The organism is Streptosporangium sp. NPDC020145 (assembly GCF_040631275.1).
Lineage (GTDB): Bacteria > Actinomycetota > Actinomycetes > Streptosporangiales > Streptosporangiaceae > Streptosporangium.
On the sequence record NZ_JBEXZT010000006.1, the window covers coordinates 242,563 to 256,653 of the forward strand.

The window sequence follows — 14,091 nt, forward strand, 5'->3', positions numbered from 1 at the left end:
CGTGTGCCCGGAGACGACCTCCTGGCCGGTTCCGTGACCTTCCGGCAGGGCCGTCCCATGGTGCAGATCCCGTGAGAGGAACCGTCCGTGACGGTCAGACGTCCCCTGTCCCTGTTGCTCGCCCTGTCCTGCGCCGTGCTCCTGGCCGGTTGCGGCGCCTCCTCCGGAGCCCCGGCTGAAGCCCCTGCCGGGGCCGTCGCGGGCTTCCCGGTCACCCTCGACGACTGCGGCGTCAGGACGACCTACGACCGCCCGCCGCGGCGGGCGGTCTCGCTCAACCAGCACGCGACCGAGGTGATGCTGGCGCTGGGACTGCAGGGGTCGATGGCCGGCACCGGATATCTCGACGACAAGGTCCTGCCCGAGTACCAGGCCGCCTACGACGGGGTGAAGGTGCTCTCCAGGCAGTACCCCTCCTACGAGGCGCTGCTGGCCGAGGAGCCCGACTTCGTCTACGGCGGTTTCTCCAGCGCCTTCGACGAGAAGGAGGGCCGCGGCCGCGACGCGCTGGGCAAGGCCGGGATCGACACCTACCTCAACGTCGAGCAGTGCCCGTCAGGCCCGGTGAACATGGACCTGATGGACCGGGAGATCCGCAACGTCGCCACGATCTTCGGCGTGCGCGAACGGGCCGAGGCGCTCATCACCCGGCTGCACGAGCCCCTGACGCGGGTGAGGGAGAGGCTCGCCGACGTCGAGCCGGTCAGGTTGTTCGTCTACGACAGCGGCGACAAGACCGCCTTCACCGCCGGGGGCAAGGGCGTCGGCGACGAGATCATCACGCTGGCGGGCGCGCGGAACGTCTTCACCGACGTGGACAAGACGTGGGCCGACGTGTCGTTCGAGCAGGTCGCCGAGCGCGCGCCCGACTGGATCGTCGTCTACGACTACGGCGAGGAGAAGGTCGAGGACAAGAAGAGGTTCCTGCTGTCGAACCCGGCGCTCGCCGACGTTCCGGCGATCAGGCACAGGCGGTTCGCGGTGCTGCCGCTGTCGTCGGTCGTGCTCGGGGTCCGGGCGCCGTCGGCGGTCGAGTCGCTGGCCCGGCAGATCCACCCCGACCGGTTCGAGTGAGCGGCCTGACCGGGCTCTCCCGGACGACGCCCGTCACCCGGCGCCCCGGCCTGCCGTACCCGCTGACGCTCGCGCTGTGCGCGCTGCTGCTCGGCGGGGCGGTCACGGCGGGGGTCGCGGCCGGTTCGATCAGCCTGCCCGCCGAACAGGTGTGGGGCATCCTGCTGCACCGCCTCCACCCCGCGCTGGCCGAACCGGTCTGGTCCCCGGTCAGGGAGACCGTCGTCATGGACGTACGGCTGCCGCGGGTGATCCTGGGCGGGGTCATCGGCGCCGGTCTTTCGGTCTGCGGGATGGCGTTGCAGGCGCTGGTGCGCAACCCGCTGGCCGATCCGATGCTGCTTGGCGTCTCCTCCGGCGCCAGTGTGGGCGCGGTGAGCGTGACGGTGTTCGGCCTGACCTTCCTCGGACCGTTCTCACTGCCGGTCGCCGCGTTCGCGGGGGCGCTGGCGGCGCTGGTCACGGTCTATTTCCTGGCCCGGTCCGGCGGGCGGATGACCACGGTACGGCTGGTGCTGGCCGGGGTGGCGACGGCCGAGGTGCTCTCGGCGGCGGCCAGCTTCCTGGTGGTGACCTCCGACGACCCGCACCGGGCCCAGTCGGCCGTCCGCTGGATGCTCGGCGGCGTCGCCGGGACGACGTGGACGACGGTGTGGGTGCCCGCGGCGGCCGTGACGGCGGGCACCGTCGTCCTGCTGGGCGTCTCACGCCCGCTGAACCTGCTGCTGGCCGGGGAGGAGGCAGCCGCCTCCCTGGGGCTGGACGTGCACCGCTTCAGGGCGGCGCTGTTCGTGCTGGTGGCCATGGTGATCGGCACCGTCGTCGCGGTCAGCGGGGCCATCGGGTTCGTCGGGCTGATCATGCCCCATGTGGTACGGCTGCTCGTCGGGGCCGACCACCGGCGGGCGCTTCCGGCCACGGCGCTGCTCGGGGCGGCGTTCCTCATCACGGCCGACCTGGTCGCCAGGACGCTGATCACCCCCGAGGAGATCCCGGTGGGGATCATCACGGCGCTGGTCGGCGGGCCGTTCTTCCTGTGGCTGATGCGCAGGAGGACCTGATGGGCGCTCTGGCCGTACGGGAGGTCTCGATGCGGATCGGCGGCAGGGACCTGGTGCGCGCGGTGACGTTCGAGGTGGCCCCCGGTGAGGTGCTCGGCCTGGCCGGGCCCAACGGCGCGGGCAAGTCGACCCTGCTGAGGACCCTCTACCGGGTGCTGCGCCCCACCGCCGGGCAGGTGCTCCTCGACGGGCACGACGTGTGGCGGATGCCGGGCAGATGGCTGGCCCGCCGGCTGGCCGCGGTGCTTCAGGATGGCGGCGGCGACTTCGGGCTGAGCGTCCACGACGTGGTGTCCATGGGACGTACCCCGCACAAACGGGCCTTCGACGGTGACTCCCCCGCCGACCGGGCGATCGTCGCCGAGGCGCTGGAGCGGCTGGACGTGGCCGATCTGGCCCACGCGCCCTTCGACCGGCTCTCCGGCGGGGAGCGGCAGCGGGTGTTGATCGCCCGGGCGCTGGCGCAGCGGCCGGAGGTGATGGTGCTGGACGAGCCGACCAACCACCTCGACCTGCGCCACCAGCTCGACGCGCTGCGCCTGGTGCGCGGGCTCGGGATCACCGCGGTGATCGCACTGCACGACCTCAACCTGGCCGCCGCGTTCTGCGACCGCCTGTGCGTCATGGACGGCGGCGCGATCGTGGCGCTCGGGACCCCGCGCGAGGTGCTGACGCCTGAGCTGCTGCGGGACGTCTACCGGGTGGACGCCGAAGTCGGTGCGCATCCGAGGACGGGGGTCCCCCAGGTGACGCTGATCACCGAGGGGGACGCGCCGTGAGGGGCTCCGCGCCTCAGTAGCCCAGTGAGACGGTGTGGCCGACGGTCTCGGGGACGGCCAGCGTGGCGAGGAGGTCGAGGCGTTCTTCGCCCTCACCTTCCTCGAACAGCTCACCACGTGACAGGGGCGCCCGTACGGAGAACGACGCCGCCTTTCAATTTCGGGATAAGGGGTCCACCATGGCGTCGCCGTACGCCGATTCCGTGTGGGCGTCCCGCTGAGCGGGACGTTTCCATGGGCGGTTCCCCTCCGGCCGGCGGATCATCTCGGCAGGGCGGAAACGGCTCCCGCGTGGGACCCCCGGCCACGCGCCGGGGCTCCACGCGGGACGAGTCAAGGAGATCCCCATGCCACGTCCCCTGCTGGTCCTGCTGGTCTGCGCGGCCGTCGTCGCGGCGCTGCCGCCGCTGTGGCGCCTGCTCGCCAGGCGGGTCAACACCCAGGTCCGCCGGATCAACCGGTGAACGCGCCCGACGGGCTCGCCGGACTCGACGGGCTCGACGGGGACCGGCACGACCTGGTCGCCGCGGCCTGGCGGCACGTCACCGGTGACCGGCTGCGGGAGCTGTTGCGCGGCCTGGTGGACATCCCCAGCCCCACCGGCGGCGAGCGTCCCCTGGCCGAGCACATCGCCGCCACCCTGACCGCCGCCGGTGTCACGGCGGCCGTCCAGCCGCTCGACGACCGGCAGGCCAACGCGTGGGGCCGGTTGCGCGGCGACGGCGGCGGCCCCGACCTCATGCTGTACGCGCCGATCGACACGCTGACCACCGGCCGCGAGGACGAGGACGTCCCGTGGATCGGCCCCGCGCTGCGCCCCGACATGCGCCCCGCCGCCCGCGTCGAGGGCGACCTGGTGACCGGGCTCGGCGCGGGCAACCCGAAGGGGCACGCCGCCTGCGTGCTGATGGCCGCCGAGGCCGTCCACCGGGCCGGGCTGCCGCTGGCCGGGGACCTGCTGGTCGCCTTCGGGTCGGGCGGCATGCCCGCCAACGCGGCGCCCGGCGCCGGACGGCGCAATGTCGGGCAGGGGGTCGGCTGTTCCTACCTGCTCGAACAGGGGTTCTGGGCGGACTTCGCGGTGATCGCCAAGCCGGGGTGGACGGTCTCCTGGGAGGAGGTCGGGCTGGCCTGGTTCGAGGTCGTCGTCCACGGCGTCCACACCTACGCCGGCTCACGGCACCGCCTGCCGTACGAGAACGCGGTCGCCAGGGCGGGCGAGGTGGCCGTACGGCTTGAGCGGTGGTTCGCCGGGTACGCCGAGCGGCACACCGAGGGGACGGTCGCCCCGCAGGGCGTCGTCGCCGCGATCGAGGGGGGCTGGCCGTACCGGGCCGCGGTGACCCCGGCCGTGTGCCGGCTGCTCGTCGACCTGCGGCTGAGCCCGCGCACGACCCCCATGGAGGCCAAGCGGGAGTTCGGCGCCGCGATCGAGGAGATCCGCGCCGAACTGCCCGGCGCCCCGGTGACGTTCGAGATGGTGCTCGCCGTACCCGGCACCGCCTCCGACCCCGGGGGCTGGGTGGCCCGGGAGGCCGTCGCCGCCTGGGAGGCCGCCGAGGGGCGTCCGCACGAGGTGGCCCTCGGCAACAGCGGCGCCACCGACGCCAACATCCTGCGGGGGCGGGGGGTGCCGACCGTGCGGATCGGCATGCCCAAGATCGCCGGGCTCGACTTCTCCCTGGGGATGAACACCGCCGACGTCAGGGAGATGGAGCGGCTCACCCGGCTGCTGGTCCGCGTCGCCGTCAACACGGTCACCAGGTCCCGCACGGAGGTGGGCATATGACCACATCGGTCACAGAGGGTAGCTATTTCGAATGGAACGCACCAAACTACTCCTCACAGGTCTCCGAACCACCTGGGAGGTCCCTGCGATGACGGTGCTCCCGTTCGCCCGCGCCGGATCGACGCCGGGCAACGCCGAGGCGATGAACTCCGTCCTGGGCAAGGCCCGTCTGATCATCGAGGCCTTCACGGCCGAGGACGACGCCCTGTCCCTGTCCGAGCTGGTCAGGCGCACCGGGGTGGCCAAGGCGAGTGTGCACCGGCTCGCCCAGGAGCTGCTCGGCTGGGGAGTGCTCGAACGGGCGGGCAGCCACTACCGCCTGGGGCTGCGGCTCTTCGAGATCGGCCAGCGGGTGCCCAGGCAGCGGATCCTGCGGGAGGCGGCCCTGCCGTACATGGAGGATCTGCTGCTCGCCACGCACGAGACCGTCCACTTCGCCATCCACGACGGCCTCGACGTGCTGTACGTCGAGAAGCTCATGGTGCACCGGGGCCTGCGCAAGCAGTCCCGGGTCGCCGGGCGGCTCCCCCTGTTCTGCACCGCGACCGGGAAGGTGATCCTCGCCTTCTCCCCTCCGGCCCTCTTCCACGAGGTCGTACGGCGCGGCCTCACCCCCATGACGCACCGGACGATCACCCAGCCGGGGCTGCTCCAGGCCCAGATCGCCAGGGTCAGGGCGGAGCACCTCGCGGTCGAGGCCGAGGAGACCAGGCTCGGTTACACGAGCCTGGCCGTGCCCGTCTTCGGGGACACCGGCGCGCTCGCGGGCGCGTTGTCGATCACGGCGCCCACCTTCAGGATGAACCACGGCCGGTTCACGGCCGCGCTGCGCACCGCGGCGCTCGGTGTCTCCAGGACGCTCCAGGCGACGGGCTGACCGCTCAGATCGGGTGCTTTCCGAGGAAGGAGAGGCTGAGCGCGTTGTACCGTACGGCCTGCTCGTGCTGGGGCCAGTGGCCGCACTCGTCGAACAGCACCAGCTCCGAGCCCGCGATGGCCCTGTGCATGGCGGCCGCCTCCGGCACCTCGCCGAAGGGGTTGTCACGGCCCCACACGATCAGGGTCGGCACGTCGAGCCTGGCGAGGTCCTCCGGGCGCAGGATGTTCCGCAGCCGGGTCTCCATGTCCTGCAGGCACAGCAGGTTGCCGATGTTGGCGGCGAAGCCCGGCCGGTGGTAGACGGCGTGCCTGACCGCGACCAGTTCCTCGGTCGCGTCCTTCGCGTCGGCCATCAGCAGCCGCAGCCGCCGCCTGGTCAGGTCGATGTCGTCACCGGTGACCGCCTGCCTGGTCGAGGTGCGGATGCGCTCCATGACCTTCGGGTTGGCCACGGTGCCCCCGGCGCAGAGCAGCTGCAGGGAGGCCACCCTCCCGGGCGCGTCGATCGCGGTGCGCGCCCCGACCCAGCCGCCGAGGGACTCTCCGACGACGTGGGCGCTCTCGATCCCGGCCGCGTCCATGTAGGCGAGCAGGTGGTCGCGGTAGCGGGGGATCTCGTAGGGGTAGTCCGGCATGCCGGTGTATCCGTGGCCGAGCATGTCGATCGCGTGACAGGCGTAGCGGTCCGCGTGGGCGCCGAGGTTGCGGGCGAAGGCCTCCAGGTGGCCGCTGGTTCCGTGCAGGAAGATCACCGGCTCACCGGTCCCCGCCTGCAGGGAGCGGGTGGGGACGCCCCCGGCGTCGACGGTGGTGACCCGGAAGTCGAGACCGGTCAGTTCGGTCCAGATGGTGGTGGTCATGGGGTTCTCCTCCATGGTCGTTCAGGGGTGGTCGACGGATCGCAGGAAGCCGTCCACGACGGCGTGGTAGGCGGCGGGCCGTTCCTCCTGCAGGTGGTGCGAGACGTGGTCCATGACGTGCAGGTTTCCGCGCCTGAGCATCCGCGACAGCATGAGCGGGTAGTCGGGGGTGAGGAAGGCGTCCTCACGTCCCCAGATGAACAGCGCCGGCGCCTCGACCAGCCCGAGCTCGGCGGTGAGGTCCTGCCAGTCGCCCCGGGGCGAGTCCGTCATCGCGGCGAGTTCGCGCTCCCCGGGGTCGAGGCTCTGCCGCCAGCGCATGTCCACGGTCTCCTCGGGCAGGCGCGCGGCGTCGTACCACTCCAGCCGGGTGATCAGCTCGCGCATCTTCTCCCGGGTCGGTCCCCGCCCGCCGTAGTAGACGTCGCGGGCGGCGCGGCCCCGGTGCCCGCGCTCCGGCAGGGGCGCCAGAGGACCGTAGAAGACGGGCATGCTGCCGGTCACCACGAGGGAGCGGACACGATCGGGGTATCGGGCCGCGAGGCACAGCGCGATGGTGCCGCCCCAGGAGTTGCAGACGAAGTCGGCCCTCTCGACGCCGAGGACGTCCATGAACGCGACGGTCTTCGCGGCATGGAAGTCCCACATCGGCCCACTGATTCGGCATTTTTCGGATTTGCCGTACTGGAGGATGTCCACGATCAGGCACCTCCGGCCGGCCGAGAAGTACGGCGCGACGGGCCCGAAGTCGCTCCAGCCGGTGCACCCGGGGCCACCGCCGTGCAGGAAGATCGTGTCCGGCCCCTCCCCCAGCTCGTGGAAGTGGTACCTGACGCCGTCCGCGTCGGCGAAGCGGCTCTCGGGCGGGACGCCCGCCGCCGGTGAGGGCGTGCCGGTCATCGGTGACCTCCCGCGGGGTCGAGTACGGCCACGCCCATCCCGGTGAGCCACTCGGGCATGGGCGCGTAGACCAGCGGCGTGCCCGGCACGAAACCGAGCGCGGCGGCCATCACCAGCCAGGTCCGCAGCTCCTGGCCGCCGTTGCCCGCCGCCTCCTCCACCTCGGCGGTCGTCAGCGAGGCGTAACGGCGCAGACGGCCGCCCGCGAGGTCGTCGAGGAAGGCCCGGTCGAACTCGGGGAAGATCGTCGGGCGGGCGGCCACGATGATCTCCCGGCGCCGCCTGTCGTAGCGTTCCCACTCGCCCCGCCCGTTGGTCCATGCGTCCACCAGGAAGGCCTCGTCGTCGCCCCGGGGGTCCGCCCAGTCGCTCGGCCACGGCAGCCGGTGGGACAGCCCGCCCGAGGCGACCACCACCACGCGCCGGTCCCCCGTGATCCGCCCCACGGCCCCGGCGAGGTTCTCCCCCAGCCGGACGCAGCGCGCCAGTGTGGGCAGCGGCCGGGCGAAGACGTTGACGACCAGCGGGACGACCGGCACCTCCAGGTCACCGAGCAGGTACTGGATCGCGTGCGACTGCCCGTGGTCGATCTGCAGCCGGGCCGAGATCGCCACCTCGGTGCCCGCCTCGACCAGGTCGGCCGCCAGCGCCCGCGCGAAGGCGGGGTCGGTCCGCTGGGGCCCCTTGGGGGTGCCCGCCTCCCCCGTGGCGACGACCTCGCCGACGCCCACGGTGAAGGCCGGGACCAGGTCCAGCCAGAGGCCGCGGAAGTGGTTCGACCCGACGATCACCACCACGTCGGGGCGCGCCAGCGCCACCTGGTGTCTGGCGGTCTCCAGCGCGTCGCGGAAGGCCTCGGCCCGGTCGGTGTGCACGACCCGGTCCCAGTGCGTGTTCATCAGGGTCGAGTGGGACGCCCCGACCCCGAGCACGATGTCGGACATATCCGGCCCTCAGTCCGTGTTCCCTGCGCGCAGCCGTTCGAGGCGTTCCTCGGTGGTGTCCTCGGCGAGTTTGCGCCACCGCAGGAGGGAGTCGTCGGGGCGGTAGAGCTTCTCCGGCGGCGCGTCGGTGACCTCGACCATCCACTTGTCCTGGCCGGAGAACTGGCCGTGGAAGAGCCAGCGCACCGCGCCGAGATACTTGGCGTAGAACGGCAGCGCCCGGACACCCCTGCTGAAGTCGGCCAGCATGCCGACGTACAGGTGGTTCTCCGCGTCGACCGGCACGTAGAACTCGTAGTGGATGAAGGTCGGGTAGACGATCCGCAGGACGCCCGGCATGCCGACCGAGGCGAACCCGGGGAACTCCTGGGCCGCGATCGTCGGGTTGACCCGGCGGTGCGAGGCGGTGTTGCCGATGTTCTGGACCGTCCTCGGGGGGCGGGCCTTGTACCACGCCGTCCCCGACCACCTGCCGAGGCCGGGGAAGTCCGCCTCCCAGAACTGTTCCCGCTGCACCCGGTAGATCCAGCGTCCGCGCCTGACGATGCTCGTGGTGTTCCAGACCGGCATCGGTTTGAACAGCCGCCACAGCGCGGTGCGGTGGAGATACTTGGCGTGCCCCTCGTCGTAGCCGTTCTCGCAGGCGAACCGCCAGTTGCCCGCGCGCGCCTGGATCCGCTGGCCCACGACCGCCGGGTTGCCGACCAGTTCCTCCGGCAGCTGCTCGTCGATCGGGTGCGGCCTCTCGCCGTCGCCGACGTACACCCAGACCAGGCCCAGGCGCTCCTCGACGTCGTAGGTCGGCTGGGTGACCTTGCCACAGATCGGCGATCCCGGGCCGTCGGTGATCGCGGCCTTCAGGACGCCCGTCTCCAGGTCGAAGGTCCATCCGTGGTAGACGCAGGAGATCGTCCCGGGGAACTGCTTGTCGCCGTGGCTCAGCGGAACCCCCCGGTGGGGGCACCGGTCCCGCATGCCGTACACCCTGCCCCGGTCGCGGATGACGAACAGGCGCTCGCCGAGCAGGGTGACGGGGCGCGGCTTCTCACCGACCTGCGAGGAGAAGCAGACCGGGTACCAGTAGCCGCGGAAGCCCGCCGCCGCGGCCTGGTAGTGCGGCCAGCTCGACCAGTCCTGACGGCCCGGCAGCCTGCCCGCGCGGTGCCCCCTCGCCGGACTCACGGTCGGATTCACGGTTGGATCAACGGTTTCGGTCATGTCTGCTCCAGTCGCCTCACGCCGGTGCCGGGAGCAGACCATCCGGCCCGGGGCCCGGGGAAGGAACCCGGTTCACCCAGCGGACCGCGCGGCGAAGCGCACGGCGGTCCGGTGAGCGGTCCCCGCCGCGGGACCTGACCGGGGTGCCCGGCCTACGTTCTGCTGCGAGAACGCACCGACCCCCAGGGAGCCCGTGGTGAGCACCCCCACACCCGTCTCGGCCGACGTCCTCGTCGTCGGCGCGGGACCTGCGGGACTGTACGGCGCCTACTGCGCCGGGTTCCGCGGCCTGTCCACCGTCGTCGTCGACGCCCTGCCGCAGGCGGGCGGCCAGGTGACGGCCCTGTATCCGGAGAAGGAGATCCGCGACGTCGCCGCCCTCCCCGCGGTCAGGGGCAGGGACTTCGTCGCCGCCCTGGTGGAGCAGGCCTCGGCCTTCGGCGCGACCCGCCTCATGGGCAGGCGGGCCGTACGGCTCGAACACCGCGACGGCGAGCCGGTCGTGACGCTGGACGACGGCACGGTCGTCAACGCCCGCGCCGTCGTGCTGACCTCCGGGATCGGCACACCGACCCCGCGCCCGCTGGAGTGCGGCCAGGAGTGGCTCGGCACGGGCCTGTCGTACTTCGTGACCGACCCCCGGGCGCACACCGGCCGGGACGTGGTGGTCGTCGGCGGCGGCGACAGCGCCCTGGACTGGGCGGACACGCTCGGCCCGATCGCGCGTTCGGTGACCCTCGTGCACCGGGGGGCCGTCTTCCGCGGGCACGCGGCGACCCTCGACCGCGTCAGGGCCGGGCGGGCGCGCGTCCACACCGAGACACGCGTGACCGCGCTCGAAGGGGACCTCACCGCGGGCCGCCTGGCGAAGGTACGGCTGCGGGCCCGCTCCGGCGAGGAGACGGTCGTCGCGGCCGACCACGTGATCGCCGCGCTCGGCTTCGTCAGCGACCTGGGCCCGCTGCGGGACTGGGGGCTCACCCTGCGGGGGCACACGGTCGCCGTCGACCGGTCGATGCGGACCAACCTGCCCAGGGTGTACGCCGCGGGCGACCTGGCCGGTTACGAGGGCAAGGTGCGGCTGATGTCCGTCGGCTTCGGCGAGGCCGCCACCGCCGTGAACCACGTGGCCGTCGACCTCGACCCCGGCCTGTCCCTGTTCCCCGGCCACTCCACCGACGGCCCCTGACCCCCGAAAGGACACCACCGTGACCTATGTGATCGGCCCCGGCTGCATCGACGTCCTCGACCGTTCCTGCGTCGACGTCTGCCCCGTCGACTGCATATATGTCGGCGAACGCAAGAGCTACATCAACGCGAGCGCGTGCATCGACTGCGGCGCGTGCGAGGTCGAGTGCCCCGTCTCCGCGATCGTCGTGGATCGGCGCGCCCGAGGGGACGAGACGCTGAACGCCCACCTTGAGGACTCCCGCGCCTTCTTCCTTGAGGTGCTGCCCGGCCGTGACCGGCCCCTCGGCGACCCCGGCGGCGCGCTGCCGACCGGCGAGATCGGCGTGGACACCCCCCTGGTCGCCGCGCACCCGAAGCGAAACGGCGGCCTTCCGTGACCCGCCCGGGCCCGCCGAGCCGGTGGCCGGGGCCGGACGAGCAGTTCCTCAGCCGAGGCTAGCGCCTCGTCCAGACCCATCCCCTGCTGTCCTCGTCGTGGGAGGGGCTGCCACCGACCGCGAACACCTGGTCTCCCCCGGGGACCTTGGCCATGTCGAACACCTCGGGTGCGTTGTTGGCTTTGGGCGCCTTCTCGCGGGTCCAGGACCGGCCGTCGAAGTGGAGCAGAATGCGATGCTCGTCGTAGGCGTAGTTGGAAGCGCCCAGCCATACCCCGCCATGGCCGTCCGGCGCCACGGATCCGAACGAGATCGCCTCCTCCGGGACGCCGCCGGGCAGGTCCCATCGGCTGCCGTCCCAGCGCATCAGCAGTGCGGCCTGGCGGCGGCCCGGCCGCATGATCGTGCCCGCGACCCAGACCTCCCGCGCCGACACCGCCACGACGTCGCGGAACGAGGCCTTCGCACCGCTGAGCGACGGCGGTGCGGGCACGGCTCTCCAGCGGCGGCCGTCCCAGCGTTCGATCGCGGAGACCTCCCCCAGATCATCGCGGGTGAGTGCCCACAGGTCGTCCGGGGCCGCCGCGCTCAATCTCTTCACGGACGAGGCCGAGGAAACAGGAACCTCGGCCCAGCCCGACGGAGACCAGTGCGCGAGAGGGAGGGGGCGCCAGCGCGGATTCTGCCGTGTCCCGGTGATCTGGCCGCCGGCGATCCACACGTCCTCGGGACCGGCGACGACGGCGTCGTTCAGGCGGGCCGAGCGCGGCCAGGGTGGTCTTCCCCGGCTTGTCCACCGGCGGCCGTCCCAGCGCCACATGTCCGCGTCCTGGTCGAAGATCCAGACATTGGTCGCGGCCGTTCCGGAGACGACCGTGGGATACCGCAGGGTCCTCGGCGGGCGGGTGGACCGCCATTCGTGTCCGTCCCAGCGCCACAGGCTGCCGCCGTACGGGCCGACGGGCTCACCGTCGGTACCCACCGCCCACGCCTCGCCGGGCGCGACCGCGACGACCCTGGTCACCTCGGAGCCTCCATGGACCGTCTCGGTCCACACTCCCGCGGACAGGGGCGGGTCTCCCTCGGCCGGAGTGCCGTGCCCCGGTGCTCTCCCCGAGGCGCCCCGCGAGTCCGCGGCGCCGCCGCCCGAACATCCCGCCGCGGCGACGCCCAGCACCGCGAGCACGGCCAGCGACCCGATCACGAGCGAATTGCGCGGGAACCGTGCCATGGAGCAGAAGCCTACGCATCCCGATCGGATGCTGTTCGTCCGGTGAGGCGGCGGTGGCGGTGACCGGCGCGAAGCACCACATAAAAATTACGGACGGCGATGATTCCAGAACGTTCTCCTGGATAGCTGTCCTTTCTCGCGTTTTGGTGGAGTAAAGGGGGCGGCGATGACGACACATCACTCCGGCAGCGGCGACACGGCCACCATGCCGACGGACGTGAACGCCCGCCTGTCGTTCTTCGACCGCTTCGCCACCAAGGCCGCCGCCTTCGTCTCCGGCGCCTGGTTCTTTGCGATGTGCGTGCTGCTGGTCCTGGTCTGGGCTCCGTCGTACTTCCTCTTCGGTGACGTCGACACCTGGCAGCTGATCATCAACACGGCCACCACCATCGTGACGTTCCTGCTGGTGGCCCTGCTGCAGAACACGCAGAGGCGGGCCGATGAGGCCCTGCAGCACAAGCTGAACGCGATCGCCGACGCGCTGGCCGACCTGATGAAGCAGGTCGCCGCCGACCGGCAGCTGAAGCAGCTGCACGAGGACATGCGCGAGCTGCGTGCCGCCGTCGGCCTGGAGAACAAGGAAGGCACCTGATCCCGGCCCGCGGTTCTCACGCACCGTGGCGAGCGCCGACACCGGCCGATCACGACGACGCCCGCCGGCGTCGTGGCGTAGCCGATCTCCGGCAGACACCTCTTCGGATCATGGCGACTGAGCGATCGGGCCAGCCGAGCGATCGGGCCAGCCGAGCGATCGCGGCGGCCGAGCGATCGGGCCAGCCGAGCGATCGTGGCGGCCGAGCGATCGGGCCGGCCGAGCGATCGCGGCGGCCGATCAGGAGAGCGGCCTCTCCTTTTTTCGGCCGTGGATCATCGACATCAGCAGCCCGTGGGCCTCGGCGTCGGCGGCCACCACAAGCCCGCGGCCCGCCCGCCCGATCGGGGCGCCGTCGATCCCGGTGACCACACAACCGGCGGCCCGGCACACGGCGATCCCGGCGGCGAAGTGCACGCTCCCGGACAGGTCACCACCGTCGGTGACGTACGCGGCGCGTTTGCCGGCCGCGACCCAGGCCAACGCCAGCGTCGTGGACACGACCCTCGGCCGGAACCGCTCGGCGAACTCGGCGTGGGCCAGCAGGTCAACGGCCCGGAACCCGGGCGCGCTCGGGAACGGCGGGTCCAGGTTGACGTCCACCAACCGGCTGGCGGAAGTGGGCACCAGCCGCGCGTCGGCTCCGTCGTGCCGCGTCCAGGCGGACTCGCCGTCGGTGAAGAGGACCTCGCCGCCGAACGGGTCGGCCACCGCCGCCGCCCCGTCGCGCAACGCCACGTTGACCGCCACCAGCATGCCGCCGACGGCGTAGTTCAGCGTGCCGCACAAGGGGTCGACCAACCACTGGCGCTCGGCGCCGGCCGCGCCCTGCCGCCCGCCTTCCTCGCCGAGCACCGCGTCATCGGGCCGGGCGGCACGGAGGACGCGGAGGATCGCCTTCTCGGCCTCCACATCGGCGGTCGTGGCGAAGTCTCCGGCGCCCTTGTCGATGCGGGCGAGCCGCCGGCCGTACAGGCCACGCACCACGTCGGCGCCGGCACACGCCGCGGCTATCGCGACCTCGGCGTCGTCGGGACCCGCGTTGGAGTCGATCACGCCGTGCAGGGTACCGGGAGCCGGTCTCCGTCGGCCGGATCGGACGTCACCCCTGCGGCCGGCCGCCACCGGACAAGGCCGTGGACGGTCGACGGCAGGTGGCTCTTCCGGGCCAAGGACGGTGTTCGATCGCCGAGCGC

General features: G+C 72.3%; 14 protein-coding genes. 8 read left to right on the forward strand and 6 right to left on the reverse strand.

All coding sequences use genetic code 11. The features are described from left to right. Positions 1–87: 87 nt before the first annotated feature. The 5 genes from ABZ463_RS14535 to ABZ463_RS14555 all read left to right on the forward strand — a co-directional run bounded on the left by ABZ463_RS14535 (position 88) and on the right by ABZ463_RS14555 (position 5,580). Positions 88–1,074, forward strand: coding sequence for an ABC transporter substrate-binding protein (locus ABZ463_RS14535; RefSeq protein ID WP_362776219.1), 987 nt, complete (start codon positions 88–90; stop codon positions 1,072–1,074). Positions 1,075–1,223: 149 nt separating this feature from the next. Beyond that, positions 1,224–2,135: an iron ABC transporter permease gene (locus tag ABZ463_RS14540; protein ID WP_362776411.1), complete on the forward strand. Its 912-nt coding sequence runs from the start codon at positions 1,224–1,226 to the stop codon at positions 2,133–2,135. Beyond that, positions 2,135–2,914 carry an ABC transporter ATP-binding protein gene (locus ABZ463_RS14545; RefSeq protein WP_362776413.1) on the forward strand — a complete coding sequence of 260 codons (780 nt, stop codon included), beginning with the start codon at positions 2,135–2,137 and terminating at the stop codon, positions 2,912–2,914. The genes ABZ463_RS14540 and ABZ463_RS14545 overlap by 1 nt, the downstream gene beginning before the upstream one ends. A 460-nt stretch (positions 2,915–3,374) precedes the next feature. Beyond that, complete coding sequence (locus ABZ463_RS14550) at positions 3,375–4,703, forward strand: hypothetical protein (RefSeq protein ID WP_362776221.1); 1,329 nt, start codon at positions 3,375–3,377, stop codon at positions 4,701–4,703. 88 nt (positions 4,704–4,791) lie between these two features. Beyond that, positions 4,792–5,580 (forward strand): IclR family transcriptional regulator, encoded by a 789-nt coding sequence (locus tag ABZ463_RS14555; protein ID WP_352011848.1) that lies wholly within the window; start codon positions 4,792–4,794, stop codon positions 5,578–5,580. A gap of 4 nt (positions 5,581–5,584) precedes the next feature. Here ABZ463_RS14555 and ABZ463_RS14560 read toward each other — a convergent pair whose 3' ends face one another. From ABZ463_RS14560 to ABZ463_RS14575, 4 genes are read right to left on the reverse strand one after another with little or no spacing between them, the layout of a single operon-like run. Next, on the reverse strand, positions 5,585–6,442 hold the full coding sequence (locus ABZ463_RS14560) for an alpha/beta hydrolase (RefSeq protein WP_362776223.1): 858 nt from the start codon (positions 6,440–6,442) through the stop codon (positions 5,585–5,587). 21 nt (positions 6,443–6,463) lie between these two features. After that, positions 6,464–7,342 (reverse strand): alpha/beta hydrolase, encoded by an 879-nt coding sequence (locus ABZ463_RS14565; RefSeq protein WP_352011846.1) that lies wholly within the window; start codon positions 7,340–7,342, stop codon positions 6,464–6,466. After that, complete coding sequence (locus ABZ463_RS14570) at positions 7,339–8,286, reverse strand: hypothetical protein (RefSeq protein ID WP_362776225.1); 948 nt, start codon at positions 8,284–8,286, stop codon at positions 7,339–7,341. Before ABZ463_RS14570 ends, ABZ463_RS14565 begins: the two co-directional genes overlap by 4 nt. Before the next feature lie 9 nt (positions 8,287–8,295). After that, on the reverse strand, positions 8,296–9,468 hold the full coding sequence (locus ABZ463_RS14575) for a Rieske 2Fe-2S domain-containing protein (RefSeq protein ID WP_362776227.1): 1,173 nt from the start codon (positions 9,466–9,468) through the stop codon (positions 8,296–8,298). 232 nt (positions 9,469–9,700) lie between these two features. Between ABZ463_RS14575 and ABZ463_RS14580 the strand changes: the two genes are divergently transcribed. Beyond that, positions 9,701–10,693 carry an NAD(P)/FAD-dependent oxidoreductase gene (locus tag ABZ463_RS14580; RefSeq protein WP_352011843.1) on the forward strand — a complete coding sequence of 331 codons (993 nt, stop codon included), beginning with the start codon at positions 9,701–9,703 and terminating at the stop codon, positions 10,691–10,693. A gap of 19 nt (positions 10,694–10,712) precedes the next feature. Then, the gene (locus ABZ463_RS14585) at positions 10,713–11,072 is read left to right on the forward strand and encodes a ferredoxin family protein (protein ID WP_362776230.1); all 360 of its coding nucleotides are present in this window, start codon (positions 10,713–10,715) and stop codon (positions 11,070–11,072) included. 58 nt (positions 11,073–11,130) lie between these two features. On the opposite strand, the gene ABZ463_RS14590 is transcribed toward ABZ463_RS14585, so the two are convergent. Continuing rightward, positions 11,131–12,303, reverse strand: a complete 1,173-nt coding sequence (locus ABZ463_RS14590; RefSeq protein WP_362776232.1) for a hypothetical protein — start codon at positions 12,301–12,303, stop codon at positions 11,131–11,133. A 166-nt stretch (positions 12,304–12,469) separates the two neighbouring features. Between ABZ463_RS14590 and ABZ463_RS14595 the strand changes: the two genes are divergently transcribed. Beyond that, positions 12,470–12,895: a low affinity iron permease family protein gene (locus ABZ463_RS14595; protein ID WP_362776234.1), complete on the forward strand. Its 426-nt coding sequence runs from the start codon at positions 12,470–12,472 to the stop codon at positions 12,893–12,895. A gap of 240 nt (positions 12,896–13,135) precedes the next feature. On the opposite strand, the gene ABZ463_RS14600 is transcribed toward ABZ463_RS14595, so the two are convergent. Continuing rightward, a complete protein-coding gene (locus ABZ463_RS14600) occupies positions 13,136–13,951 on the reverse strand; it encodes an inositol monophosphatase family protein (RefSeq protein ID WP_362776236.1) in 816 nt (271 codons plus the stop codon). Between the last annotated feature and the right edge of the window lie 140 nt (positions 13,952–14,091).